Genomic DNA, 26,926 nt, shown 5'->3' with positions numbered 1-26,926 from the left:
TGGCAAGCGTTCGGGCCGAGCCGCAGGCGGCTGCGTGACCGTGGCGCGCTCGCTGGGCATCCGTCAGCCTGGGCAACACCGATCCGCACTACTCAGCACCAGACAGCACAAGTCAGCCGCGCTGCAATGTGTTTGACCTTCATCCCGCTCCGGCACCCTCGTGTCCGGGAGCCGTGGCCCGTACCGAACCCCTATCCGGGTATCATCGCGCCCTCGCTGACGTGAACCGCTTCAATCCACGTCCAGCCTTTCCGCATCTTTCCTCCTGGGCACGCCGAAGCCGGCCGACGCCGCCGTCTTTGTAACGCTTGCCATCGCACGTCCGCTCCAAAGTCCCAGATAGCGGGCCTTTGCAGCTTAAGCCTCGATCCGTCCTCGATCCGTCCAGCGCGATTTTGTAATTAATACAAGCACCGTTTGACGAATTCCTCAGACTATATAAAAACGTCAAGTTATGTCCGCGGCATGCCGTAAACGTGACCAAGGGAGCCAAACCTGCGCCACCGTTTGCGAGAAACGTGCGGCCGGGTGCGGGCGCTCTTACTGCACGCGCAGCCTCTCAATGGAATAGATACAGGAAGAAGCATGTTGAACAAGGGCATCACCATCAAGGCGCGGATTGGCGTGACCATGATTTTTCTCGCCGCGCTGCTGCTGATCATCGGCATTCTCGGGTTGACTGGCATGAGCCACGCCAACCGGGCGCAACACGAGACCTTCGCCAACCAGATGCCAAGCGCGGTGGACATCGGCAACGCCGAGCTTTACGCGGCGCGTGAACGTCTGGCACTCGATCGTGCCGCGTTCCTGTTCGGTACGCCCGAAGTCGCGCAGACGGTCGAGCGCGCCAAGTCGATGCGCGCTACGTCGGACGAATGGTGGAAGAAGTACACCGACCTGCCGCGCGGCGCGGACGAAGACCGTGTGGCGCAGGACGTGGCGGCGAAGCGTGATTCGCTGCATCAGTCGATGGACGCGTTTGCCGTGACCGTGACGGGCAACGATCAATCGAAGATCGTCGCGGGTGCCAAGGACCTGCAGGCCAAATACAACGACCTGGCGGTTGCCGACGACGCCTTGCGCAAGCTGCAGTTCACGCAGGCGCAGCAGGGCTTCGACGACTCGCAGGACGCCTTCGCCACCTTCCGCCTGTTCAGTATCGGCGCCGTGGTGGTGGGTCTGTTCGCCGCGCTGTTTTCCTATCTGACGCTGAGCCGCGCGATTGGCCGTCCGCTTGCCGATGCGCTGGGTCATTTCGACGCCATCGCCGCCGGCGATCTGCGCCGTCCGGTGGTGATCCACTCGCGTGACGAGATGGGCCAGCTGCTCGAAGGCATCGCCACCATGCAGCGCAGTCTGACCGAGACCGTGCGTTCCGTGCGGGGCGGCAGCGAGTCGATCGCCACGGCCACCCGCCAGATCGCGGCGGGCAATCTGGATCTGTCCTCGCGCACCGAAGAGCAGGCCTCGGCGCTGCAGGAAACGGCGTCGAGCATGGAAGAACTGACCGGCACCGTGAAGCAGAACGCCGATAACGCCCGCCAGGCGAGTTCGCTGGCGGCGAATGCCTCGGATATCGCCAACAAGGGTAGCGCGGTGGTCGGGCAGGTGGTCGGCACGATGGGCGAGATCAATCAAAGCTCCGCGCGCATTGCCGACATCATTTCCATCATCGAAGGCATTGCGTTCCAGACCAATATTCTCGCGCTCAACGCGGCTGTCGAAGCGGCTCGCGCCGGCGAGGAAGGGCGCGGCTTCGCGGTCGTGGCGGGTGAGGTGCGCAGCCTGGCGCAACGCTCGTCGGCGGCCGCCAAGGAAATCAAGGAATTGATCGACACTTCGGTGGAGCGCGTGCAATCCGGTTCGGCGCTGGTCGATGAGGCCGGCCGCACGATGACCGAGATCATCGGCGCGGTGCAACGCGTCACGGACATCATGGGCGAGATCGCCGCGGCCTCGGAAGAGCAAAGCAGCGGCATCGACCAGGTGGCGCGCGCCGTCACCCAGATGGACATGGTGACCCAGCAGAACGCCGCACTCGTGGAAGAGGCCGCCGCAGCGGCGCAATCGCTCGAGGATCAGGCGGGCAAGCTGCGCAAGGCGGTGGCGGTATTCCAGCTCGACGATCGGGCGGGTTCGGGCGCGGGTTTCGGCGCCGGATTCGATTCGGCAGCGAGCCCGAGCGTGCGGCGTCCCGTGTCCACCACCGTGACGAGCGCTGCGCGTAAGCCGGCTGCGGCCGCGCCGGCCCGCGTGGCGGCTGCTACGGCTGCGCCCGTGACGCTGCGGCCTTCCGTCGGCGCCGCAGCGCCTGCCAAGGCCGCGTCCGCCACCCCGGTGATGTCGGCAGGCGCGTCGGCGTCGTTGGCCGGCACTGCCGCGGGCAGCGACAAAGATTGGGAAACCTTCTAGGCCACGTCACACGGATTCAGGTGTTTTTCAGCCGCGCCATAAGCGGTGTATAAAGGGGGAAGGAGCTAGGCCACGGTTGCGCGCGCAACCGTGGTCTTTTTTTATTTGACTGCGGCAGCAGCATCCCCGATTTGACCCGCGTTCCGGTACATTGACGTGCGCGCTCGCTGGATGGAGTCGCGTTGCGGCGAGGCGCCAACGCGCCGTACCCGCTGGACACACGCACTTTGTACACGGATTGACCCAATAAAAGCCGCGCGGCAGGCCCGCGATTTGCGCGGCCCGGTTGTTCATGCCACTTTCGTGCTTTCCATGCGCCAGCCATCAGGGACCGACATGACGCCATACGACCTCGCGCACCGCCTCGTTCAGGCGCGCCAGCAGCATCGACTGACCGACGCGCCGCCGCCAGACAGCCTGCCGCCGGACGCAGCGACGGCCTATGCGATCCAGCAGGCCGTGCTGGCCGGGCTGGGCGAGTCCACCGGCGGCTGGAAAATCGGTGCCAGGGCGCCGCGCGGGCCCGCCTCGGGCGCGCCGATTCCGGGCTCGCTCGTGACCGGCTCACCGGCCCGGCTGGCCCACGACGGCTTTTTCCGCGTGCTGCTGGAGCTGGAGGTGGCGTTTCGCTTCAGCGAGATCATCGAACCCCGCCGCGAGGCGTATGCGCGTGACGAAGTGCTCGCGCTGGTGGGCGTGGTGCTGCCGGCCATCGAACTGGTCGACAGCCGCTTTACCGAATGGCCCGACGTGGCGCCGCTCGCGCAACTGGCCGATGCCCAGAATAACGGTGCATTGGTGACGGGGCATCCGGTGGCCTACGCCGGATTCGCGCGCACGTTCGATTTCGTTTCACCCCAACTGGGGCTCACCTTCAATGGCGAGTCACTGGTTACGGAAGCCACGGGGAATCCCGTGGGCGATCCCCGCGAGTTGCTGGTCTGGTTCGTCAATCATTGCGCCGCTATGGGAATCACGATCGAACCCGAGTGGACCATCACGACGGGCTCGTATGTGGGCGCACATAAGGTGGCGGGGGCTGGACGCGTGCAGGGCCGCATCGAAGGGCTGGGTGAGGTCGAGATCGACCTGACATAAACGCTGCTGACTCATTTCACGCTGCTTCATTCAGGTGCGCTCAAGCTGACTGGCTTGGCCTGATCATGTTCAGCCGCTTAACAACCCGCACGCTACACACTCGCGCTTGCGTGGCATCCGTCCGTGAGCCGTGCACTGCCGTCCTCCTCGCCGCTGTCTCCGGTTGCATCTACGCATCCGTCTTAGCCGTATACACCTATACATGGCCGCGCATGCGTGTCCGACATCCCGTGTATGGAGGTCATGCAATCCGTCGCACGCCAACCCTTTCGTCAAAGTGGATATCGCTTCGTGCGCTCAAGGTGGCTTCGCGCGCATTTCGATGTGAACGAAATCCATCATGCAGTGACGAAACAGAGGCAGTGCTCGAAAGGACAACGCGCGGGAACGAGGCACGAGGTGAGGCGCGAGGTGGGGCACATAGTGAGGCACCAGGCGAGTCAATACGGCGAGTCATATGGCGAGTCACACTGAGCGCATCGTTACGCGCACTGGCGCACACTACGAAGCAGCAAGATGTAACACTGGATCACCGCTGTCGTCGAAAGCGCTAGCCTGTGCGTTGTGGGGGAAAGCAGCAAGAGGTGGGAGTAGCAGCGGTAGATGCACCAAAGAGCTTGAAAGAGTACCCAGGAGCCGGTCGCGTGATGCACTGCTGGAGCGCTCAGAGATGCTGTACGTGGGGATGTTTCGCGCATACAGCAACTGACATTGCAGCACGGGCTGCCGTGATGTGGAGCGAAGATTGTAGGCGACCGAATTTATGTTTCCAAGTGAGGTTTGTGGGGAGGATGCCACGGCACGATTTTCATCACGTAGTCCGTGAAAAAAAATTTAAAAGGGTTTAGGATGAATTCGAGCGATGTCGTTTCCGAATAGCGCGCCGCGCACGACATCGGTCTAGATCTTGGCGAGGAGGTAGCATGGATATCTACAGCAGTTTCGCGACCCGCTTCGAGAAAACGCGAGAGGACGAACTCTCGCTCGAGGAGTATCTCGCGCTCTGCAAAGACAATCCCGCCGCGTACGCTACAGCTGGCGAACGCATGTTGACGGCAATCGGAGAACCGGAACAGATCGACACTCGTAACGACCCGCGCACTTCACGGATCTTCGCGAACAAGGTCATCAAGGTATACCCCGCATTCCGTGAGTTCTACGGAATGGAAGACGTGATCGAGCAGGTGGTCGCGTACTTCCGGCACTCGGCCCAGGGGCTCGAAGAAAAGAAGCAGATTCTTTATTTGTTGGGTCCGGTCGGCGGCGGTAAATCGTCGATCGCGGAGCGTCTCAAGCAACTCATGGAACGCGTGCCGTTCTATGCGATCAAGGGGTCGCCGGTCAACGAATCGCCACTCGGGCTGTTCGATTACGACGAGGACGGACCTATCCTCGAAGAACAGTACGGTATTCCTCGCCGCTACCTGAAGAGCATTCTGAGTCCGTGGGCAGTCAAACGCCTGCATGAATATAACGGCGATATCCGCAAGTTCCGCGTGGTACGCCGCTATCCTTCCATCCTGCGGCAGATCGGTATTGCCAAGACGGAACCGGGTGACGAAAACAATCAGGATATTTCGTCGCTGGTCGGCAAGGTCGACATTCGCAAGCTCGAGCAATACGCGCAGGACGATGCGGACGCCTACAGCTACTCCGGTGGCCTGTGTCTCGCGAATCAGGGTCTGCTCGAATTCGTCGAAATGTTCAAGGCGCCGATCAAGGTGCTGCACCCGCTGCTCACCGCCACCCAGGAAGGTAACTTCAAGGGCACGGAAGGCTTCGGTGCGATCCCGTTCGACGGCGTGATTCTCGCTCACTCGAACGAGTCTGAATGGAAGGCCTTCCGCAATAACCGTAACAATGAAGCCCTGCTCGACCGCATTTTCGTCGTGAAGGTGCCGTATTGCCTGCGCTATTCGGAAGAGATCAAGATCTACGAGAAGCTCATTCGCAACTCTTCGCTGGCAAGCGCGGTCTGTGCGCCCGGCACGCTGAAGATGATGGCGCAGATGTCCGTGCTGACGCGCCTGCAGGAGCCGGAGAATTCGAGCCTGTTCTCGAAGATGCAGGTCTACGACGGCGAGAATCTGAAAGACACCGATCCGAAGGCCAAGTCGTATCAGGAGTACCGCGACTTCGCCGGGGTAGACGAAGGCATGACCGGTGTGTCCACGCGCTTCGCGTTCAAGATTCTCTCGCGCGTGTTCAACTTCGATACGACTGAAGTGGCCGCGAATCCGGTGCATCTGATGTATGTGCTCGAACAGCAGATCGAGCGCGAGCAGTTCCCACCGGAGACCGAGCAGAAGTACCTGTCCTTCATCAAGGACGTGCTCGCGTCGCGTTACGCGGAATTCATCGGCAAGGAGATTCAGACCGCTTATCTGGAGTCCTATTCGGAGTACGGGCAGAACATCTTTGATCGCTATGTGACGTATGCTGACTTCTGGATTCAGGATCAGGAGTTCCGCGATCACGACACCGGCGAGAGTTTCGACCGTGCGTCCCTGAATGCGGAGCTGGAGAAGATCGAGAAGCCTGCCGGCATCAGTAACCCGAAGGACTTCCGCAACGAGATCGTCAACTTCGTCCTGCGTGCGCGTGCTGCCAACGCGGGCAAGAATCCGGCGTGGATCAGCTATGAGAAGCTGCGCGTCGTGATCGAGAAGAAGATGTTCTCGAACACGGAGGAACTCCTGCCGGTCATCTCGTTCAATGCGAAGGGCTCGGCAGAGGAACAGCGCAAGCACGAAGACTTCGTCAACCGGATGGTCGCGAAGGGCTATACGCCCAAGCAGGTGCGGCTACTGTGCGACTGGTATCTGCGCGTGCGCAAGTCATCATGATTGGCCTCACGTGCCGCCCGCGTGGCAAGTCCACGCGGGCACCTTGCGAGACGCGGGTTGCGTGGACATGACGTTGCCATGATGGCAGTGCAACGTCCGTCTCGTACCCGGAATGAGAGGCCGCTGCATGGGATCGGAGCCGGCGCTAAAACGCCTGCTCCGGTCGACTCGGGAGACCGGATGTGCTTCATCAAATCATCGACCGCAGGTTAGCTGGAAAGAACAAGAGCATTGCCAATCGCGAACGCTTTCTGCGTCGCGTCAAGAACTACATTCGTCGCGCCGTCTCGGAAGCGGTACGCGACCGGAGCATCAAGGACATCCAGAACACCCAGAGCATCACGATTCCGCGCAAGGACATTGCGGAGCCGTCGTTCCGTCATGGGCCGGGCGGCAAGCGCGAAATGGTGCATCCGGGCAACTCGGATTACATTCGGGGCGACAAGATTCCGCGTCCGCAAGGCAGTGGCGGCGGAGGCGGCGGCAATCAGGCCAGCAATGAAGGCGAGGGGCAGGACGACTTCGTGTTCGAACTCAGCCGCGAAGAATTCATGCAGTATTTCTTCGACGACCTGGAGTTGCCACGCCTCGTCAAAACCCATCTGCTGGCGGTGCCCACCTGGAAGAGCATTCGTGCAGGCTGGGCCGCGGAAGGCACGCCGAACAATATCGACGTGGTGCGTTCGCTGCGCAGCGCACTGGGCCGGCGCATCGCGCTGGGCGCGCCGCTCGTCAACGAACTGCATGAACTCGAACGGCAGCTCGAAGAGATGAAGGCCGACCCCGACGACCGTCGCGAGGACATCAAGACGCTCGAAGAGGAAATCCATCATTTGCGCGGCCGGATCTGGCGCATTCCGTTTATCGACCCGTTCGATCTGCGTTACGTGAACCGCGTGAAGCAGCCCACACCGTCCAGCCAGGCCGTGATGTTCTGTCTGATGGATGTCTCGGGTTCGATGGACGAGCAGCGCAAGGATCTGGCCAAGCGCTTTTTCATCCTGCTTTACCTGTTCCTCAAACGTAATTACGAGCGCATCGAGGTGGTATTCATTCGCCACCATACGCGTGCCGAGGAAGTCGACGAAGACACCTTCTTTCATTCCACCGAAAGCGGCGGCACGGTCGTCTCCAGTGCGCTGGAGTTGATGCAGAAGGTGATGGACGAGCGTTATTCGCCCACTGAATGGAATATTTACGGCGCTCAGGCCTCCGACGGCGACAACTGGACCGATGATTCGCCGAAGTGCCGCAAGATCCTCGCTGATGACATTCTCGAGAAGGTGCGCTATTTTGCCTATATTCAGGTAACGCCCGAAGAGCAGAACCTGTGGCTCGAATACGCGCAACTGGCGCTTTCGCAGCCGCACATGGCGATGAAGAAGGTCGAAACGGCCGCCGACATCTATCCTGTGTTCAGGGAGTTGTTTGAAAAGCAGGTGGCGTCCTCATGAGCGATAAACATCTGCCAAATGAAGCGCACGGCGTCGAGCCGGCGCGCGCAGGCGTGCCGAAGCAGGATTCTGGGCATGCCAAACCCGTCGCGGCCGCCGATGCCGTCGACGTGGGAGTGGGTCCTGATCACACTGCCAAAGCACGGGGACACACCGGAACGCCCATTGAGTGGCAAAGGGAAGTCCGTATGAACGTAGCCGATAGAAGGCCTCTGCCGTGCCCGTCCGACTGGACCTTTGAACTGATCGAAGAGTACGACTCGCATATTGCCAATGTTGCAGAGCAATATGAGCTCGACGTCTACCCGATCCAGCTCGAACTCATCAGCGCTGAACAGATGATGGATGCGTACGCATCCGTCGGCATGCCGGTGAATTACCGGCACTGGTCGTTCGGCAAACATTTTCTCGCTACCGAAAAAAGCTACCGTCGCGGTCAGATGGGGCTCGCGTACGAGATCGTCATCAACTCGAACCCTTGCATCGCGTATCTGATGGAAGAGAACACGATGACGATGCAGGCGCTCGTCATCGCGCACGCGGCGTACGGGCACAACTCGTTTTTCAAGGGCAACTATCTGTTCAAGCTGTGGACGGATGCGCATGCCATCATCGACTACCTCGTCTACGCGAAGAACTACATCGCGGAGTGCGAGGAGCGCTTCGGCCTCGACCGGGTGGAAGAACTGCTCGACTCCTGCCATGCGCTGATGAACTACGGCGTGGACCGTTACAAGCGGCCGCAGAAGCTGTCGCTGCAAAAGGAATCCGCGGCGCGCCGCGAGCGCGAGGCGTATCTGCAGTCGCAGGTCAATGAACTGTGGCGCACCTTGCCGACCAAACACACGCCGCTGCCCGAAGAAACCGACGACCGTTATCCGCCGGAGCCGCAGGAAAACCTGCTGTACTTCGCGGAAAAGAACGCGCCGCTGCTGGAGCCGTGGGAGCGCGAGGTGATTCGCATCGTGCGCAAGATCGGCCAGTACTTTTATCCGCAGCGTCAGACCCAGGTGATGAACGAAGGCTGGGCCACGTTCTGGCATTACACCTTGCTCAACACGCTGTACAACCAGGGCAAGCTGGAAGACGGCTTCATGATGGAGTTCCTCCACTCGCACAGCAACGTGGTCTACCAGCCGCCGGTGACGAAGCCGTATTACAGCGGCATCAATCCGTATGCGCTTGGGTTCTCGATGATGAGCGACATTCGCCGCATCTGCGAAAACCCCACGGAGGAAGATCGCCGCTGGTTCCCGGAACTGGCGGGCAGCCCGTGGTTGCAGGCACTGCACTACGCGATGCGCAACTTCAAGGATGAGAGCTTCGTGGCGCAGTACCTGTCACCGCATCTGATCCGTGAAATGCGGCTGTTCTCGGTGCTCGACGACGACATGCGCGACGCGCTGGAAGTGTCGGCCATCCACGACGACAGCGGCTATCAGTACGTGCGGCAGGCCCTGTCCCGGCAGTACGACATGCATCACCGCGAGCCGAACATTCAGGTGTGGTCAGTGAATACGCGTGGCGACCGTAGCCTGACACTGCGGCACTTCATGAGCGACAACCGGCATCTGTCCGGCGATAGCGACGAGGTGCTCAAGCACATGGCGCGCCTGTGGCAATTCGACGTGTATCTGGAAAGCGTCGATGAAAACGGCACGGTCCGAAAACGCTACGAGTGCCGCTACGTGCCGCCGGCAGTTCGGCTTTAAGCGCCCGGGCGGCGCGGCAAAAAAAAAAGCCCAGACAGGGAGGCTGGGCAAAAAGTCACCAGGCATCTGGCGACGGAGGATTTCGGTACTGACCTGTACGGCAAACAGGCCCGCGTCTTCACGGATCGCGGGCCTGTTGTGTTTTTTATGTGCCGTCACGGCGTGCGTCGCCTCTACATTTCCGGCGGCGCCCTCAGCGCGTGCTCAGCACGTCAGGCATCGATCCGCTCAATGTGCGTTGTACACGGGCGGCGAGTACGGGCTCACGCGAACTTCCGTACGTTGACCGGCTTGCGTGCTGCCGTTGCTGACCGAACCGTAGCCGGTGTTGTCAGCTTGAGCGGTCGCGTTTTGTGCGGAGACGCGTGCTTCGGCGGCCTGGATGTCGGCCGGGTAGTACGGGTCACGGCCATGCGAAGGCGAGTAGCCGGCTTGTTCGAGCTGCACCAGTTGGGCGCGTACTTCAGCGCGGGTCAGCGGTTGATTCGATTGAGCAAACGAGGCCACCGGAGCGGCGAACAGAGCGGCAATGGCAACTGCCTGGATAAGCGATTTCATGATCATTACCTCCAAAGATTATTTTTGGTGGGCGATCAGCCGCGCTTCAAAGCGCCTGCTGATCGCCGGAGCCCATCGGCCAACTGGCCAGCTTAGTTGTTACGGGCGAAGAAAGCGCGCACCGCTGCGATCGGGTGATGATGGCCCGCTTGCGTAGCCTGGTCGCTCACGCCACCGTACGAGCTGTTTGCTGCTGCGTCGCGTTCTGCTGCGACGGTTTGTGCGCTTTGACCTTGTTGCGAAGCAGGTGCGCCGACGTTCGGACGATAGAACGGTGCCGGGCCGTAGCCGCTGGCGAAAGCCGGAGCGGCGAGGGTGGCGGAAGCGGCAACCAGCAGAGCGGCGATGATCTTGGTCTTCATGATGGACTCCAAATAGCGTTCGACTTCGTTTCAGGATGGCGCCGCGACAGTGTCTGAAGAAGTGTATCTGCGGCGTCGATGGAAAGCAGTGTATACCCCTACTATTGATTCTTTGTATTGATAGTTCGAAATGACTATTTCGAAATAACGCCCAATCCTGTCAGGCATGGCTGGCGGGACTGGCGGCGGGGTCGGAACGTGGGAACTGCGGAAAATGAGAGATCAAAAAGGCGAGGGCACGCCGTTAGCCGGGCGATCCGGTAGATGTTGCAGCGCAATGTGCGCTACCCCACGAAACGGCATTTTTGACTGGCTTGCTGGGCGGGTTTTGGCTGCTTACCTTGGAGGTGCTCTGAGAACATAAGTGCGTATTGGACGCCCCGCCGCGGACCGGTCGGAGGGCGTCTTTTTTTGGAGCGACGCGTTACGACACGACGATATCCGTACCCAGTTGATGCAGCAGATCGCGTAAGGCTTCAGCCTGGGCCATTTGCGTGTCGCCACGCAGATGAATCTGCAGCGCGTGCCCGGCAATGCCGTCCACGGGACGCGCGAGCCATAGCTCGACGGCGAGTCCGAGTCCATCGGGTTGATTGGCGGCCACGGGTTCGATCACCCGTGGCTTGAAACAGGCACGCTGGGACATACGGTTGGCCTCCTTACCTGCGCGTTTGAGCGTTTGAAGGTTTCGAACGTCAGGGCATCTGAAGCTCTGAGTCGCACCCTCGATGCTAGTCAGCCGCGTGGCTCGCGACAAACGACAAATACGCGTTTGCAAACCCCATCACGTGCTTAAAGCCGCAACGCCACTGACGACATCCGCATGGATGCGTTGAGCATGCTCACGCGTCGCCTCGTCGGCGGGTGGACAAGCAGGTCCAAAGGACTGCATGATCAGGTGTGCCGACGGACCTTTGTTCATCCGGCAACATGGCAGCAGGATGGCAACCGCGCGGCAGAGCGCGCGGCTCGCGCACCCATCTCATGCGACGCACCGGACCATGCCCACACCCAGCCCCGAGTTTCATCGCAATCTGAAAGCGCCCATGACGGCGCGGCGACGGCGGCTGTTGATCGTCGGGGCGGTGGTGTTGTTCGTGCTGCTGGCGTGGGCGACGAAGCTGATCGTGGAACCGGCCTTCCAGCGCACGCTGGTCATGACGACCGGCGCGAGCGGCGGCATCTACCGCGGCTTTGCGGATCGCTACGCCGCGATTCTCAAGCGCGAAGGCATCACGCTCGATATCCGCAATTCGTCGGGCGCGGTTGAAAACTACGACCGCCTGAAGGATCCCAACAGCCCCTACGAAGTGGGTTTCGTTCAATCTGGCACGACTCACCCGCAGGAAAACAGTAACCTGCAGATCATCGCGGCGGTGTCGTATGAACCGATCTGGGTGTTCTATCGCGGCGACACGGTCATCAACCGGCTTGCGCAACTGCGTGGCAAACGCGTTTCCGTTGGCGTGCCAGGCAGTGGGCTGCTGGAAGTCGCGCAGGTGTTGCTCGGCGACAGCGGCATCACGTCAGGCAACACGACGCTCGTGCACCTGGAAGCAGACAAGGCCTACCAGGGGCTCGAAAGCGGACAACTGGACGCGGCCTTTTTCATCGGACGGCCCGATGCGGCGATGCAGGTCACGCTGCTCAACAGCAACCTCAAGCTGATGGATTTCGCGCAGGCCGATGCGCTGGTGCAGAAGTTTCCATCGTTGTCCAAAGTAATTTTTCCGCGTGCCTCGACCAGCATCGTCGACGATCTGCCGCGCAACGACGTCACCTTGCTGGCGGCGACTGCGTTGCTGGTGTCGAAGGACTCGTTGCATCCCGCTTTCATCTATCTGCTGCTGGACGCCGCGAAAAACGTGCATGGCGGCGAGGATTACTTCACGCCGCTCGGCAAATTTCCCAATCTGAACAGCGAGGAATTTCCGGTCTCGGAAGAAAGCGAGCGCTACTTCAAATCGGGTCGGCCGTTCCTGCAGCGTTATCTGCCGTTCTGGCTGGCGAGCTTCGTCGAACGGCGCCTGCTGATTCTGCTGCCCTTCATGGCCTTATTGCTCGGCTTGTTGCAGGCCTTGCCGAAAATGGTCGAAGCGCGCTTTAAACGGCGTCTCGTGGTGTGGTATCGCGAGATCAAGGCGTTGGAAGACGAAGTGTGGAAATACAGCGACCGGCCGAGCGCGGCGCAGGTCACGCAATGGCGTCGCGAGATCGAGAGTATTGATGCGCACGCCAGCACGATCCGTATGCCGCAACGCTACTTTCATGACGTGTATGCGCTCAAGCAGGCCATCAGCATTGTGCGGGGCCGCATTGATCAGGTGGCGGAACGGGTCAAGGACGTGGGTGAGAGCGAACGCGAAAGCGCGGAGGGGATCAGGCGAGGCGCGCGTGAACGAACGGGTAAAACAGACGGGCAGTCTGATGAACAGGCAGGTGAACAATCCGAGCCAAGCCGGACAAAATGAACAAAAAATGAACCGAGCTGGCCTCGCGATCAATGCCGGCTGCGTGCGAGGCCAGACCCTTCAGCTCACCGACGGCTCGCCTTCACCGGGTTTTTTCCCCGGATGATCTGCGGGCGACTGCTTGCGGGCCTCGTCATCACGCTCCGGCAGCTTGCTCTTCTCGTTGTCGCTATGGGTAACGGGCTTCGGATGTTCGAGATCCGGTTGCGTCGACTCTTTGGACTCTTTGGTTTCGCTCATCACGTGCTCCTTGCTGTCAAAGGTTCGGGTACCTCTGCCTGAGAAGTAGCAATGCCCGGTCCTGCCCCCGCGCAATCCCCGCGCAATCCCTTGTGGACTGGCAGCGGTCGACTATCCTGATAGAAGGCGTGCACCGCGTGTGGGGACGCGGCAGCCCGAAAGCATCCTCAGTGAGGCAGGCGTCATGCACATTCATTTTCCGCAAGAGAGCCCCGAATACTGCGCCCGCGATCTCGTGGTCGCCTTTACGGCGGTGGTGGACGGCGCGCCCGTGCAATGCGCGGTCACGGCCGAGGCGCTGGAGGATCATTTCAGCGCGCAATCCCTGCGTGAGGGCGACTTGCTGAGCGCCTTCGATTCCCACCGGCGCGCCATCGAACACGCGGCACAACGCATGCTGCTGGAGGTGGGCGGCAAACCCGTCCTGTTGCATAGCGGCTGTTTCCGCTTCGCCGAGTAAGCGGGGCACGCGTGCGAGCGGCGTGAAGCGGCCGGGACAGCCGCCGCTTTCGAGGAGTTCCATCATGCGCGCGATGCTGTTCGACAGCAGCGTCCTGCAACTGCGCGACATGCAGGTGCCCGATCCGGTGCCCGCTGCCGGCCAGTTGCTGATCGACGTCCATGCCTGCGGCGTGTGCCGCACGGATCTGCATCTGATCGACGGCGAGTTGCCGCATCCCAAACGTCCGGTGATCCCCGGTCACGAGATTGTCGGTACGGTCGCCGAACTGGGCGAAGGCGTAAGCGGGTTCGCGGTCGGCGAGCGGGTGGGCGTGCCGTGGCTTGGGCACACCTGCGGCGTGTGCCGTTTCTGCACGACCCGGCGGGAGAATCTCTGCGATGCTGCGGGCTTCACCGGCTATACCCTCGATGGCGGCTACGCGGAACGAACCGTCGCCGACAGCCGCTACTGTTTCGCGCTGCCGCCGCACTATTCGGACATCGAGGCGGCGCCGCTGTTGTGCGCGGGTCTGATCGGCTACCGGACGCTCGCGATGGCCGGCGACGCGCAGCGCATCGGCATTTACGGCTTCGGCGCGGCCGCACATATCGTCGCGCAGGTCGCGCGTCATCAGGGCCGCAGCGTGTACGCCTTCACACGCCGGGGCGACGTCGCCGCGCAACATCTCGCCATGCGGCTGGGCGCGAAGTGGGCGGGCAGCAGCGAGGATGCGCCGCCCGACGAACTCGACGCCGCGCTGCTGTTCGCGCCGGTCGGCGCACTGGTGCCGCTCGCGCTCAAAGCCGTCGCCAAGGGTGGCGTCGTGGTGTGCGGTGGCATCCACATGAGCGACATTCCGTCGTTTCCGTATGCGTTTCTGTGGGGCGAGCGGCGCGTGGTCTCGGTGGCCAATCTGACGCGTGAGGACGGTCTCGCCTTCATGCGCATCGCCGCCGAAACGCATCTCGAACTGCACACCCGCACCTATGCGCTCGGCGACGCCAACCGTGCGCTCGCCGACCTGCGCGAAGGACGCCTGAGCGGCGCCGCGGTGCTGTCGGTTCGCGGCGCGTGAAGGCCGCCGCTGAAGGTGTTTGCGGGCGTTCTCGTATAGAGTACAGATCACGTCGCGCGGCACGCATCGTTAGGCGTTGTCGCGCGATGCATGCGAAATGCACAGCCATCTCCCATCCTTAAGGGGCTGCCTTTCATATGAAATACAAGGACTATTACGAGACCCTGGGTCTCGAGCGCAGCGCGACCCAGGACGACATCAAGCGGGCGTATCGCAAGCTCGCACGCAAATATCATCCGGACGTCAGCAAGCTCGACGACACCGAAGAGCGCTTCAAGGAAGTCGGCGAGGCGTACGAGGTGCTAAAAGATCCGGAAAAGCGCGCAGCGTACGACCGCATGGGCAGCGAATGGCAGAACGGCCAGGAGTTTCAGCCGCCGCCCAACTGGGACGAAGGCTTCGAATTCCGTGGACGCGGCGGCGAGGCACACCCCGAGGCCGACCCGAATCTCGACGACTTTTTCGCGCAGATGTTCGGCCAGCGGCAGGGCGCGTATCAACGGTACGGCGGGCAACAGGGCGGGGGCCATGAGGGCTTCTATCAAGGCGCCGATCAGGGTGGATATCAAGGCGGCTTTCAGGGCGGCTTCCAGGGCAGTGCGCAGATGGCCGGCCAGGATCACCACGCCAAGGTCGTGCTCGATCTGGAGGACGCCTACCGTGGCGCGCAACGCGGCATCACGCTACAGATGCCAGTGGTGGACGGGGAGGGCCACGTCAAGCTCGAATCGCGCACCCTCAACGTGACCGTTCCCAAGGGCATGAAGGCTGGCCAGCACCTGCGGCTCGCCGGACAGGGCGGCCCCGGTTTTGGCGACGGGCCGGCGGGCGATCTCTATCTGGAGATCGCTTACCGGGACCATCCACGCTTCCGGCTCGACGGCCGCGACGTCTCGCTCGACGTGCCGGTCGCGCCGTGGGAAGCGGCGCTCGGCGCCCAGGTCAAGGTGCCGACGCCAGATGGCGTCGTGGAGATCACGGTGCCGAAGGGCTCGGCCGCGGGACGGCGTCTGCGGCTCAAGGGCAAGGGCATTCCCGGCAATCCGCCGGGCGACCTGTACGTGGTCCTGAGCATCGTCTTGCCGCCTGCCGATACCGAGCAGGCCGCGGCCGCCTATACCGCGATGCGGCAGGCGTTCCATTTCGATCCGCGCGCACATTTTTACGGGTGATCACGCATCATGAACGAAACCGTCACGACCTGGCTGGAAGGTCAGATTGTCAATGAGGAAGTGGAATTCACGCTGGTGGAACTGTGCCGCGTGAGCGGGGCGTCGGTGGAAGAAGTGACCCTGTGGGTGGCCGAAGGCGCCTTCGATCCGCAGGGCACGGGACCACACGAATGGCGTTTTCGCGGCACCGAATTGCGCCGCGTACGCACCGCACGGCATCTCGCCCAGGACCTCGAGATCAATCCGCCAGGCATCGCGCTCGCGCTCGATCTGCTCGAGGAGATCGAGACGCTGCGGGCGAATCAACGGCGTCCGCGCAAGGGTTGAAGCGGCGGCGCGATGTGGTGAGTGCTACGTCGCGCCCGGGTCGCTCGCGTCGCTCGGGTCGCTCGGGTCGCTCGGGTCGCTCGGGTCGCTCGCGTCGCTCTCGTCATTCTCGTTGCTCGATCCGCCCGCTTCCTCATTCACCTCTTTCAGCACCTCGATAAAGGCGCGCAAGCCGGCTGGCACATGACGATGCCCAGGGTAGTACAGATGCAGGCCGGCAATGAACGGGCACCAGTCGTCCAGCACCGTGACGAGCCGGCCGTCGGCGAGCCAGGCACGCGCGGTGGGTTCGGGCACGTAGGCGATGCCGAGTCCATCCGCCGCCGCGTCGACCATCAATTCGTTGCGATCCAGCGTCAGCACGCCGGGCACGTCGATCACCACTTCCTCGCCGTGTCGCGCGAATTCCCAACGGTATAGCTTGCCGCTCGGCAGACGATGACGGATGCAGCGATGCTGCGCGAGATCCTCGGGCACGAGCGGGGCCGGGTGCCCGGCCAGATAGGACGGCGCGGCCACCGCGACGAAGCGCAGATCGCCGCCAATCCGCACCGCCACCATATCCTGCGGCAACGCTTCGCCGAGCCGCACGCCCGCATCGAATCCCTGTTCGACGATATCCACCAGCCGCCCCTCGGCCACCAGATCGAGCGCCATGCCCGGATAGCGCGCGAGGAAGCGCGGCACCACCGTGCGCAGCAGGAGCCGCGCCGAGCTTTCGTTGGCGTTGATGCGCAGCGTGCCGGTGGGATGGCCACGCGTTTCCGCGACCGTGTCGAGTGCCGCGTCCAGCTCTCTCAATACCGGAGCGAGCCGCCGCAACAGCGCTTCGCCCGCCTCGGTCGGCGCCACGCTACGGGTGGTGCGATTGAGCAGCCGCACGCCGAGGTCGCGCTCCAGTCCCAGCATGGCGTGGCTCAGTGCAGAGCGCGACACACCGAGCGCATCGGCGGCGCGCCGGAAACTGCGATGCGTGGCCACCGTCGAGAAGGCGGTGAGATCGGCAAGCGTAGGTCGGGTCATTGGTGAAATCGCTTCACGAAGGCATGCCAACTATACCGGCTTATCGCACCAATGAGGCGCTCCTACAATGGGCTTAACTCTTTTCGGGAGCATTCAATCATGTCTAAAACCTGGCTCATCACCGGCACCTCCACGGGACTTGGCCGGATCCTGGTCGAAAAGCTGCTGGCGCGCGGCGATCGTGTGGTCGGCACTCTGCGCCGTGACGGCGCGCTGGACGATCTGTCCGCACAGTATGGCGAGCGGCTGCATGTCCTGACGCTCGACGTCACCGACACGCAGGCGGTGCGCCGCGCCGCTGCTCAGGCGTTCGAAGCAATGGGCCGCATCGACGTGGTGGTCAGCAACGCGGGCTACGGCCTGTTCGGCGCGGGCGAGGAAGTCTCGGACGAGCAGATCGAGCGGCAGATCGCCACCAATCTGGTCGGCTCGATCCAGTTCATCCGTGCCGTGCTGCCGCATCTGCGCGTGCAGGGCGGCGGGCGGATCGTGCAGGTGTCGTCGGAGGGCGGTCAGTACGCCTATCCGGGCTTCAGTCTCTATCACGCCACCAAGTGGGGGATCGAAGGCTTTGTCGAGTCCGTGGCGCAGGAAGTGGCGCCGCTTGGCATCGACTTTCTGATTGTCGAACCGGGTCCCACGGTGACGAATTTCCGCTCGAACCTCGTCAGCGCCGACCCCATGCCCGCCTATGACGCAACGCCGGCGGGCGAAGTGCGCCGTCTGATCGAGCGCAACGGTTTCGAGCGGCTCGGCGACGCGGGCAAAACCGTGGACGCGATGATCGCCGCCGCCGATGCGGAGAAGCCGGGCCTGCGCCTGACGCTTGGCAGCACGGCATACCGCTCCATCAGCACGGTGCTGGCAAAGCGGCTGGCGGAACTCGAAGCGCAGAAGGCGGTGGCGCATTCCGCGGACGCATGACATAAAGCGTGACATAAAGCGCCGCAGCCAACCACACGGGTAGCAGCCCCAGCGACTACCCAAAAACAACAACTCAAACGGGCAGGCCGGGACCAAAAGGCAGCCAGCAAGGGGTTCGATCCCACCAAATGGGCAAAACCGTAAAAAATCTGTGCAACTAGTTTATATACGATGAAACGGTTTACCTATGATATTAGGGTATGCCTAATTGAATCGCTGCCCTGCAGCGTCGTAGAATCGCTGCACATTGATTTGGGGGGCGTGAAGCATGTATCTAGCTTCTCGTTGCAAATTCAACAGCGATCTCCGGCACCGCCCGGCGCTGCATCTGTGTGCTTCTCGTCATGAGAGCCGCGGCGGCAATGGCATCGCCCATGCCATTGCCATTCCATCCGCGCCATGAGCTCACTCATTTCCGTTAAACGGCTCTGCAAGAGCTTCCCCGGCGTGAGGGCACTTCACGAAATCCAGTTCGACCTCGTCGCGGGTGAAGTCCACGCGCTGATGGGCGAGAACGGCGCCGGCAAATCGACCTTGATGAAGATTCTCGCGGGCGTCTATACGCGGGATTCCGGCGAGTTCCTGATCGACGGTCAGCCCGTGGAATTCACGAGCCCCGGCGAAGCGCAGGCGCTCGGCGTGTGCATCATTCATCAAGAGCTGCAGTTGATGAATCACCTGAGCGTCGCGCAGAACATCTTCATTGGCCGCGAACCGCGCGGCCGGCTCGGTCTCTTTCTGGACGAAGACAAGCTCAACGCGCAGGCGCGCGAAATCCTCGGCCGCATGCACGTGAATCTCGATCCGCGCGCCGAAGTCGGCACGCTGACCGTTGCCATGCAGCAGATGGTCGAGATCGCCAAGGCGCTGTCGTTCGATTCGCGCGTGCTGATCATGGACGAACCCACTTCGGCGCTCAACGACGCGGAGATCGCCGAGCTGTTCCGTATCATCCGTGAACTCAAGAGCCGTGGCGTGGGCATCATCTACATCTCGCACAAGATGGATGAGCTCAAGCAGATCGCCGATCGCGTCACGGTGATGCGCGACGGCGAATACGTCGCTACCGTCAACGCCCAGGACACGAGCGTCGAGGCCATCATCGGCATGATGGTGGGCCGCACGCTCACCGACATCGGCTCGTCGCAAGGCAATGGGCAGCACGGCGAAGTCGCGCTCGAAGTGAAGAACCTGAACGCGGGGCCGCTCGTGCGCGACGTGAGCTTTGCGCTGCGCAAAGGCGAGATTCTCGGCTTCGCTGGACTGATGGGCGCCGGCCGTACCGAAGTGGCGCGCGCCGTGTTCGGCGCCGATCCGGTCGACTCGGGCGAGATCATCGTGCGCGGCGTGAAGGCCAGCATCAAGACGCCGAGCGACGCCGTCAAGCGCGGCATTGGCTACCTTTCGGAAGACCGCAAGCGCTATGGTCTTGCCACCGGCATGGATGTCGAGTCGAACATCGTCATGTCCAATCTCGGCAAGTTCCTGTCGTTCAACTTCTTTCTGCGGCGCGGCAAGATTCGCCGCACCGCGTCGCACTTCATCAAGTTGCTGGCCATTCGCACGCCGACCGCGACGCAGCAGGTACGGCTGCTGTCGGGCGGCAACCAGCAGAAGATCGTGATCGCCAAATGGCTGGAGCGCGATTGCGACGTGCTGTTCTTCGACGAGCCGACGCGCGGCATCGACGTGGGCGCCAAGACCGAGATCTACAAACTGCTGCGCTCGCTTGCCGAGCAGGGCAAGGCAATCGTGATGATCTCCTCGGAACTGCCGGAAATCCTGCGCATGAGCGACCGCATCGTCGTGATGTGCGAGGGCCGCATTACCGGCGAACTTGCCGCTGCGGACGCCTCGCAAGAAAGCATCATGCGCCTCGCGACGCGGCGCGAAACCTTGAAAGTGGAGTGAGCCTTCAGAGGGCCATGAAATGACACAACCAACGGATATGTCGGCGCTGGGCAGCAAGGGCCAGCGCTCAGGACTCAAGGCCCGGATCTTCGCGCCGGCCACGCTGCAAAAACTGCTGGCGTTCGGCAGCCTGATCCTGCTGCTGATCTTCTTCAGCTTCGCCTCGCCCTCGTTCATGCAGATGGACAACATGCTGGGCATTCTGCAGGCAACGGCGGTCAACGGCGTGCTGGCCATTGCCTGTACCTTCGTCATCATCACCGGCGGTATCGATCTGTCGGTCGGCACCTTGATGACCTTCACGGCGGTGATCTGCGGCGTGTTCCTCACGTACTGGCATTTGCCGATGTGGATCGGCGTGCTGGCGGCGATCGGCACGGGCGCGCTGTGCGGCAGCATTTCGGGCACGCTCACGGCGAAGATGAAAATCCCGCCGTTCATCGCGACCCTCGGCATGATGATGCTGCTCAAAGGGCTCTCGCTGGTGGTCTCGGCCGACAAGCCGATCTACTTCACCGACACCGACAACTTCTACATGATCTCGCAGGACTCGCTGATCGGTTATCTGGTGCCGAGCCTGCCGATTCCGAATGCGGTGCTGATCCTGTTCTTCCTCGCGGTGGCGAGTTCGATCACGTTGAATCGCACGGCGCTGGGCCGTTACACCTTCGCGCTGGGCAGCAACGAAGAAGCGGTGCGCCTCTCGGGGGTGAACGTCGACCGCTGGAAGATTGCCATTTACAGCCTGGGCGGTGCGATCTGCGGCATTGCTGGGCTGCTGATCGCCTCGCGTCTGAATTCGGCGCAGCCGGCGCTCGGCCAGGGCTATGAACTCGAAGCGATTGCCGCGGTGGTGATTGGCGGCACGTCGCTGAGCGGCGGATCGGGCACGATCCTCGGCACGATCATCGGCGCCTTCATCATGAGCGTGCTGACCAACGGCCTGCGCATCATGTCGGTGGCGCAGGAATGGCAGATCGTCGTGACCGGCCTCATCATCATTCTCGCGGTGTACGCCGACATCCTGCGGCGCCGCAAGAGCTGAGCACCATGACATCAAGAAAAGGGAACGCAGCACGTTCCCCCCATAGCTGAAGGTAGAAGGTCCACCTTAGGAGGAGATACCCATGTTGAAAAGAAAACTGATCAGCGTCGTGCTCGGCGTTAGCGCGCTGGCCGCCGGCACGAACCTCGCATTCGCTGACGATGTCTACATCCCGCTCATTTCGAAGGGCTTCCAGCACCAGTTCTGGCAGGCCGTCAAAGCCGGTGCGGAACAGTCCGCGAAAGAGCATAACGTGAGGATTTCCTTCGAGGGTCCGGAAACCGAAGCGATGGTCGACAAGCAGATCGACATGCTCTCGGCCGCGCTCGCGAAGAAGCCGCAGGCCATCGGCATTGCCGCGCTCGACAGCAAGGCGGCCATTCCGCTGCTCAAGCGCGCGCAGAACCAGAAGATCCCCATTATTGCTTTCGACTCGGGCGTGGACAGCACCATTCCGCTGACCACCTGCGCGACGGATAACCTCGCCGCGGCCGGCCTCGCCGCCGACAAGATGGCCGAAGCCATCGGTGACTCCGGCGAAGTCGGGCTGATCGTGCACGACCAGACGAGCCGCACGGGCGTCGATCGTCGCGACGGCTTCCTGAACGAGATGAAAGCCAAGCACCCGAACGTCAAGATCGTGTCGGTGCAGTATGGCGGCGGCGACCATCTGAAGTCGGCGGAAATCGCCAAGACGATGATTCAGGCCAACCCCAATCTGAAGGGTATTTTCGGTTCGAACGAAGGCTCGGCTGAAGGCGCGGCGATCGGCGTGAAGGAGTCGGGCAAGAAGCTGGTGCTGATCGGCTACGACTCGGGCAAGGAACAGAAGGACGACATCAATTCGGGCTTGATGTACGGCGCGATTACGCAGAACCCGATTGGTATCGGCAAGTGCGTGGTGGACTCCGCTGTGAAGGCACTCAAGGGCGAAACGCTGCCGAAGAAGGTCGATACCGGCTTCTACTGGTACGACAAGAGCAATATGAACGATCCGAAGATCTCCGCCGTGCTGTACGACTAAGCACGCGGGCCACGTACGCTGACGAAACAAGCTGATTGAGCGCGCTGACTGAGCAAGCCGACTGAGCGCGCTGCGGGTGACTCACTTGCACCGCAGCGCGCCTGAATGAAGCAAACAGGAAAGACGGGGGCGTGGCATCCAGCGGAAGCCGCGCCCCTGTTTTTTGTTCAGGGTTCCGAATCAAATCCGATTGCCGAGGAGGGTGTGTAGATGACTACGATCACCGGGCTGTCCGTGCGGGATATCCGCTTTCCAACCTCGCGTTCGCTGGACGGCTCCGACGCGATGAACGCCGCGCCGGACTATTCCGCGACTTATGTCACGCTCGAAACCGACACGGCGTCGCTCACGGGACACGGGCTCACGTTCACCATCGGGCGCGGCAACGAAATCTGCGTGGCGGCGGTGCACGCGCTCGCGCCGCTCGTGATCGGCAAAACGCTCGAGGATATCGCGGCGAACATGGGCGCGTTCTGGCGCGCACTGACCTCGGACAGTCAATTGCGCTGGATCGGGCCGGACAAGGGCGCCATCCATCTGGCCACCGCAGCGGTCGTCAACGCAGCGTGGGACCTGTGGGCCAAAGCGGCTGGCAAGCCGGTGTGGAAGCTGCTGGTGGACATGAGCCCGGAAGAACTGGTGCGTTGCCTCGATTTCCGTTTCGTGACCGACGCGATCACACCCGAGGAAGCGATTGCCTTGCTGCGCCGTCACGCAAGCAGCAAAGCGGAACGCGAGCAGGAAATGCTCGCACAGGGCTATCCCGCGTATACGACCTCAGCGGGCTGGCTTGGCTACGACGACGAGAAGATTCGCCGCCTCGCCCGCGAGGGCGTGGCGCAGGGCTGGACCCACTTCAAGCAGAAAGTGGGCGGCAACCTGGAAGAGGACATGCGTCGCGCCCGCATCCTGCGCGAGGAAATTGGCGAAAACCGCAAACTGATGATGGACGCGAATCAGGTGTGGGACGTCGACCAGGCCGTGGCCAACATGCGGCGCCTCGCGCAATTCGATCCGTGGTGGATCGAAGAGCCGACCAGCCCCGATGACATCCTCGGCCACGCGTCGATCCGCGAGCGGATCAAACCCATTGGCGTGGCGACGGGCGAGCATTGCCATAACCGCGTGATGTTCAAGCAGTTGTTGCAGGCCGGGGCCATCGACTTTTGTCAGATCGACAGTTGCCGGTTGGGCGGTCTGAACGAGGTCATCGTCGTGCTGCTGATGGCCGCCAAATTCGGCGTGCCGGTGTGTCCGCACGCGGGCGGCGTCGGATTGTGCGAGTACGTCCAGCATATTTCGTTGTTCGACTACATCTGCGTGTCGGCGTCGCTGGAAAACCGCGTGCTCGAATACGTGGATCATCTGCACGACCATTTCGTCGATCCCGTCGTGATTCGCAGCGGCCGTTATATGCCGCCGCAGCGACCGGGCTACAGCATCGAAATGCACGCGGCGTCGCTCGACCAGCACGACTTTCCGAACGGGGCGGCGTGGCAGGCCGGGCGACCGTAGGCACCACAACGGGCGTTCGCATGTACTGATAGAGCCGCCCGTGCGAATTTTTGATCCTTGCTTCTCGTTCTCTTATGCCGTGGCGTTGAGCTGATCTGCGCCGCGCGTCATCTTTAAGCGCCGGACGTTGCTGCCTGTTGGCGGCACGTCCGCGCGTTCCTTCACTTGTTCTTCATTTCCGGCGGGCGCGATGCGATTCGCGCCACCGTTCCGCGTCTTTCCTCTTGCCGCCCCCCGTCTCTGCCAATGCGAGGCTTTAATTCGCCGCTCGAATTCAAGCCTCGATCCGCGTCAAAACCGTGTCAGCCCCGTGGGCCCAGAACCGCCAGGACCTGCGCGGAGCGCGGTTTTCAAGGCGGGAACGGTGGTTGCTCGCCGCTTAGTCAAGCAACGTTCATCTGCGAGTGTCATCACGACGCGAGAGGAGAGCGGTGAACGGTTCAGTACATTTGACGTGCGACGCTCCGGAAACAAGGCGAAGGTTTTTCCGGGCGGCGCCGTGGCTCTATACAGGAATCCGAAATGGCTCGACACAAAGCCGACGTGGCCGACGATGAGTTCGAGATCTACGCGAGTTACCACAGCACGGGCGATGGTCGATACATCGGCGGACTGAAGGTCGTGCGCAAGACAGATCGCAAGATCCTGTTCCCCTTCGAAGGGGCGCCACAGATTGGACCGTATGACAGCGTCGAAGAAGCACGACGCGCGGCGGTGGAGTATGGTCGCGCAATCGTGGCGGCAGATCGTGCCTCGCCGGAGGCATAAGGACGGATGCATCGGAAAATGTGACGCGGAGCGTGTGCGTCACTCGCTTTATTCGCGGACTTTGCTAGCGCATCTTGATCGCGAACTATGCTCGATTCTCGCCGCGCAAGCCGCCCCCTACTTTTTACAAAGCGCCTGCGAATTTTCCTGCAAATGATGTGCCGGTTGCGAGGTGGGACCTGTGTGATTCCTTTTGCGGTCCAGGTTACGGTCCCTTCCGCGGCCCATTTGTTGCTGCATGACCAAGAGCACTGTTTCCTTCGAAACGCGAAGGTCGATTTCATGGAGGTTGTCATGCCACAGAATGAACACGATCAATCACGCGCCGCATCGACGCATTCAGCCGATCCGCAAGACAAGCGCACGGCGAGCCAGAAAGAAGAAGCGGAACGTACCGATCCGCAGCGTACGCATCAGCGGCCAAAGCAGACCGCCGAGGTGCCGCTTGGTACCGGCACGCACGCTGAGCCTCCGGGCGGCGGAGGGCGTGAGTCGCAACGGGTTTCGCAGGACAAACCGGGACGCGGGTAGTCGTAGCAGCGTCATTCTCACCGCGATGCACGTCAGCCGTGCATCGCTCATTTCATCTTCACAACACCACCTGCACCCCTAACTCGACCACGTCTTCACCATCCAGCCCGTAGTACTCCGCGCTCGAGGCCGAGTGGAACGACATCATTGCAAACAGCGACTTGCGCCAGTCGAGCATCGCGTCGCCGTGATGGCCTTTCACCACTTCCTCGCGCGGCAGGAAAAAGGTGGTCTGCTTCGGCTCATAGCGCCAATCGCCCAGTCTGCCCTCCAGCGATTTCAGCAAGTCCGGAAGATTCGGCCGTTCGACGAACCCATGCCGCGCCACTACCTCGTAGCAGCCATCGCCGAGCGAGCGCGTTTCGATACGCGTTTTCTCGTCGGCGCGCGGCGCCGACTCCGACAGGTTCGCGAAGAAGATCGAGGTCTGATGCAGCACGCGGTTATGCCGCACGTTGCTGCGCAGCGCCGCCGGTGTCATGCCGCGCAGTGTGCCCGGATAGATGGCCGTGCCTTTCACGCGCGCCGGCGGTTCGGGACCCTTCAGTACCTCGGCGAGAAATTGCGTGAGCGGCTCGACCGCCGAGGCACGCGACGCGTCCGCCTCGCGGCCACGATTCCATGTCGTCATCAGAATGAACATCACAATGCCGATCGTCACCGGAAACCAGCCGCCTTGCGGAATCTTCGGCACGTTCGCCGCCACCAGCATGCCGTCTATCACGAGCAGCGGCACGCTGACCGCGCATACCGCGAGCAGCGACCAGTGCCAGACGCGCCGCGAGAGGCTGATCATCTGGATGGTGGTGGCGAGCATCGTGAGGCCGACTGCAATCCCATACGCCGCAGTCAGCCGGTCGGAAGTACGGAACATCACCACGAGGAACATCACCGCGGCAAACAGGATCAGATTCACGGCAGGCACATACACCTGGCCGCGTTGCTCACGCGAGGTCACGATCACGCGCATACGCGGCAGAAAGCCGAGTTCGATCGCCTGGGTCGTCATCGAAAACGCGCCGGAGATCACCGCCTGCGATGCGATCACCGTGGCGAGCAGGGCCATCACCACGGTGGGAATCAGGGCCCATGAAGGCGCGGCATCGAAGAACGGTTGTTTAGTGGAACCAGGTTGATAGAGCAGCGTGGCGCCCTGGCCGAAATAGCCGATCAGGATCGCGGGGAACACCACGGCAATCCACGCGAGGCGGATCGAGCGGCGCCCGAAGTGTCCCATGTCCGCATACAGTGCCTCCGCACCCGTCAGTGCGAGAATCACCGCGCCGAGAATGATGAAGGCGAGGCCGGGCCGTGCGAGTGCGAGATGCAGGGCCCACCACGGCGACAGCGCAGTGAGGATTTGCGGATGCCCGGCAATCCGGTAGGCGCCAACGGCCGCGAGCCAGACGAACCACAAGGTCATCACCGGACCGAACCAGCGTCCCACTGCGGCCGTGCCGCGGCTCTGAAACGCAAACAGCGCGACCAGAATCACAATGGCGCATGGCACGATGAAGGGGTCGAACTTCATGCTGATCTGCCGCAGTCCTTCCACCGCGGAGAGCACGGAGACCGCCGGCGTAATCATCGAATCGCCGTAGAACATCGCCGCGCCGAACAGGCCGACCAGCAGCAGCACGCGTGGCGCCGGCTTGCCGTCGTGTGCGCAGCCGGCACGCACGAGCGCCGTCAGCGCAACGATGCCGCCTTCGCCCTCGTTGTCCGCGCGCATCACGTACACCACGTATTTGAGCGTCACGACCAGCACCACCGCCCAGACGATCGTGGAAAGCACGCCCATCACGATCAGTTGCGTCGCCGCACCCGCATCGAGCACGCCCTGACGCAGCGCGTAGATCGGACTCGTGCCGATATCGCCGAACACCACACCGAGCGCACCCAGCATGAGTTGCGGCGTGCCGGCTTTCGATTTCGGGCGAGGCTTGGATCCAGCGCGAGAGGTGGTCGGTCGGGTTTCGGTGTGCGAAGCTGTCATGGTGGCGGGCAGAAAACAGT

At 62.1% G+C, this 26,926-nt stretch carries 23 protein-coding genes; 17 read left to right on the top strand and 6 right to left on the bottom strand.

The features are described from left to right. The first annotated feature begins 585 nt into the window (after positions 1 to 585). The 5 genes from D0B32_RS21970 to D0B32_RS21950 all read left to right on the top strand — a co-directional run bounded on the left by D0B32_RS21970 (position 586) and on the right by D0B32_RS21950 (position 9,522). Positions 586 to 2,412 carry a methyl-accepting chemotaxis protein gene (locus tag D0B32_RS21970; RefSeq protein WP_117336412.1) on the top strand — a complete coding sequence of 609 codons (1,827 nt, stop codon included), beginning with the start codon at positions 586 to 588 and terminating at the stop codon, positions 2,410 to 2,412. Positions 2,413 to 2,748: 336 nt separating this feature from the next. Further along, positions 2,749 to 3,510, top strand: coding sequence for a 2-keto-4-pentenoate hydratase (locus tag D0B32_RS21965; protein ID WP_117336411.1), 762 nt, complete (start codon positions 2,749 to 2,751; stop codon positions 3,508 to 3,510). A gap of 923 nt (positions 3,511 to 4,433) precedes the next feature. After that, on the top strand, positions 4,434 to 6,356 hold the full coding sequence (locus tag D0B32_RS21960) for a PrkA family serine protein kinase (RefSeq protein ID WP_117336410.1): 1,923 nt from the start codon (positions 4,434 to 4,436) through the stop codon (positions 6,354 to 6,356). Positions 6,357 to 6,538: 182 nt separating this feature from the next. After that, positions 6,539 to 7,810 carry a YeaH/YhbH family protein gene (locus D0B32_RS21955; protein ID WP_117336409.1) on the top strand — a complete coding sequence of 424 codons (1,272 nt, stop codon included), beginning with the start codon at positions 6,539 to 6,541 and terminating at the stop codon, positions 7,808 to 7,810. Then, complete coding sequence (locus tag D0B32_RS21950; protein ID WP_117336408.1) at positions 7,807 to 9,522, top strand: SpoVR family protein; 1,716 nt, start codon at positions 7,807 to 7,809, stop codon at positions 9,520 to 9,522. Before D0B32_RS21955 ends, D0B32_RS21950 begins: the two co-directional genes overlap by 4 nt. 228 nt (positions 9,523 to 9,750) lie before the next feature. Here the strand turns inward: D0B32_RS21950 and D0B32_RS21945 are convergent, their stop codons facing one another. From D0B32_RS21945 to D0B32_RS21935, 3 genes are all read right to left on the bottom strand, one after another. Beyond that, complete coding sequence (locus D0B32_RS21945; protein WP_117336786.1) at positions 9,751 to 10,080, bottom strand: DUF4148 domain-containing protein; 330 nt, start codon at positions 10,078 to 10,080, stop codon at positions 9,751 to 9,753. Between the two features lie 92 nt (positions 10,081 to 10,172). Next, the gene (locus D0B32_RS21940; protein ID WP_117336407.1) at positions 10,173 to 10,442 is read right to left on the bottom strand and encodes a hypothetical protein; all 270 of its coding nucleotides are present in this window, start codon (positions 10,440 to 10,442) and stop codon (positions 10,173 to 10,175) included. Positions 10,443 to 10,866: 424 nt separating this feature from the next. Then, the gene (locus D0B32_RS21935) at positions 10,867 to 11,088 is read right to left on the bottom strand and encodes a hypothetical protein (RefSeq protein ID WP_117336406.1); all 222 of its coding nucleotides are present in this window, start codon (positions 11,086 to 11,088) and stop codon (positions 10,867 to 10,869) included. Positions 11,089 to 11,488: 400 nt separating this feature from the next. Here D0B32_RS21935 and D0B32_RS21930 point away from each other — a divergent pair, with 400 nt between their 5' ends. After that, complete coding sequence (locus tag D0B32_RS21930; RefSeq protein WP_117336785.1) at positions 11,489 to 12,913, top strand: TAXI family TRAP transporter solute-binding subunit; 1,425 nt, start codon at positions 11,489 to 11,491, stop codon at positions 12,911 to 12,913. A 60-nt stretch (positions 12,914 to 12,973) separates the two neighbouring features. Here D0B32_RS21930 and D0B32_RS21925 read toward each other — a convergent pair whose 3' ends face one another. Beyond that, positions 12,974 to 13,153: a hypothetical protein gene (locus D0B32_RS21925; protein ID WP_181969870.1), complete on the bottom strand. Its 180-nt coding sequence runs from the start codon at positions 13,151 to 13,153 to the stop codon at positions 12,974 to 12,976. Between the two features lie 184 nt (positions 13,154 to 13,337). On the opposite strand from D0B32_RS21925, the gene D0B32_RS21920 reads away from it, so the two are divergent. The 4 genes from D0B32_RS21920 (at position 13,338) to D0B32_RS21905 (ending at position 16,169) form a co-directional block, all read left to right on the top strand. Beyond that, complete coding sequence (locus D0B32_RS21920) at positions 13,338 to 13,613, top strand: DUF1488 domain-containing protein (protein WP_117336404.1); 276 nt, start codon at positions 13,338 to 13,340, stop codon at positions 13,611 to 13,613. 64 nt (positions 13,614 to 13,677) lie between these two features. Continuing rightward, complete coding sequence (locus D0B32_RS21915) at positions 13,678 to 14,670, top strand: zinc-dependent alcohol dehydrogenase family protein (RefSeq protein WP_117336403.1); 993 nt, start codon at positions 13,678 to 13,680, stop codon at positions 14,668 to 14,670. Between the two features lie 137 nt (positions 14,671 to 14,807). After that, positions 14,808 to 15,842 carry a DnaJ C-terminal domain-containing protein gene (locus tag D0B32_RS21910; protein ID WP_117336402.1) on the top strand — a complete coding sequence of 345 codons (1,035 nt, stop codon included), beginning with the start codon at positions 14,808 to 14,810 and terminating at the stop codon, positions 15,840 to 15,842. A gap of 9 nt (positions 15,843 to 15,851) precedes the next feature. After that, entirely contained in the window at positions 15,852 to 16,169 is a 318-nt protein-coding gene (locus D0B32_RS21905) for a chaperone modulator CbpM (protein WP_117336401.1), read from the top strand. A gap of 24 nt (positions 16,170 to 16,193) precedes the next feature. Here the strand turns inward: D0B32_RS21905 and D0B32_RS21900 are convergent, their stop codons facing one another. Then, entirely contained in the window at positions 16,194 to 17,192 is a 999-nt protein-coding gene (locus tag D0B32_RS21900; protein WP_117336400.1) for a LysR family transcriptional regulator, read from the bottom strand. Positions 17,193 to 17,291: 99 nt separating this feature from the next. On the opposite strand from D0B32_RS21900, the gene D0B32_RS21895 reads away from it, so the two are divergent. From D0B32_RS21895 to D0B32_RS21860, 7 genes are all read left to right on the top strand, one after another. Beyond that, complete coding sequence (locus D0B32_RS21895) at positions 17,292 to 18,116, top strand: SDR family oxidoreductase (protein WP_117336399.1); 825 nt, start codon at positions 17,292 to 17,294, stop codon at positions 18,114 to 18,116. A 399-nt stretch (positions 18,117 to 18,515) separates the two neighbouring features. Continuing rightward, complete coding sequence (locus D0B32_RS21890) at positions 18,516 to 20,027, top strand: sugar ABC transporter ATP-binding protein (protein ID WP_117336398.1); 1,512 nt, start codon at positions 18,516 to 18,518, stop codon at positions 20,025 to 20,027. 19 nt (positions 20,028 to 20,046) lie between these two features. Further along, a complete protein-coding gene (locus tag D0B32_RS21885; RefSeq protein ID WP_117336397.1) occupies positions 20,047 to 21,072 on the top strand; it encodes an ABC transporter permease in 1,026 nt (341 codons plus the stop codon). 82 nt (positions 21,073 to 21,154) lie between these two features. Beyond that, on the top strand, positions 21,155 to 22,096 hold the full coding sequence (locus tag D0B32_RS21880; RefSeq protein WP_117336396.1) for an ABC transporter substrate-binding protein: 942 nt from the start codon (positions 21,155 to 21,157) through the stop codon (positions 22,094 to 22,096). Between the two features lie 210 nt (positions 22,097 to 22,306). Beyond that, on the top strand, positions 22,307 to 23,611 hold the full coding sequence (locus tag D0B32_RS21875; protein ID WP_117336395.1) for an L-fuconate dehydratase: 1,305 nt from the start codon (positions 22,307 to 22,309) through the stop codon (positions 23,609 to 23,611). A gap of 522 nt (positions 23,612 to 24,133) precedes the next feature. Then, a complete protein-coding gene (locus tag D0B32_RS21865) occupies positions 24,134 to 24,379 on the top strand; it encodes a DUF6723 family protein (protein WP_117336394.1) in 246 nt (81 codons plus the stop codon). Between the two features lie 294 nt (positions 24,380 to 24,673). Continuing rightward, positions 24,674 to 24,910 carry a hypothetical protein gene (locus D0B32_RS21860; protein ID WP_117336393.1) on the top strand — a complete coding sequence of 79 codons (237 nt, stop codon included), beginning with the start codon at positions 24,674 to 24,676 and terminating at the stop codon, positions 24,908 to 24,910. Between the two features lie 58 nt (positions 24,911 to 24,968). Here D0B32_RS21860 and D0B32_RS21855 read toward each other — a convergent pair whose 3' ends face one another. Next, entirely contained in the window at positions 24,969 to 26,816 is a 1,848-nt protein-coding gene (locus tag D0B32_RS21855) for a potassium transporter Kup (protein ID WP_259295089.1), read from the bottom strand. Positions 26,817 to 26,926: the final 110 nt, after the last annotated feature.

Source organism: Paraburkholderia sp. DHOC27 (genome assembly GCF_003429005.1).
Taxonomy (GTDB): domain Bacteria; phylum Pseudomonadota; class Gammaproteobacteria; order Burkholderiales; family Burkholderiaceae; genus Paraburkholderia.
This window is presented reverse-complemented; position numbering and strand designations above follow the sequence as displayed.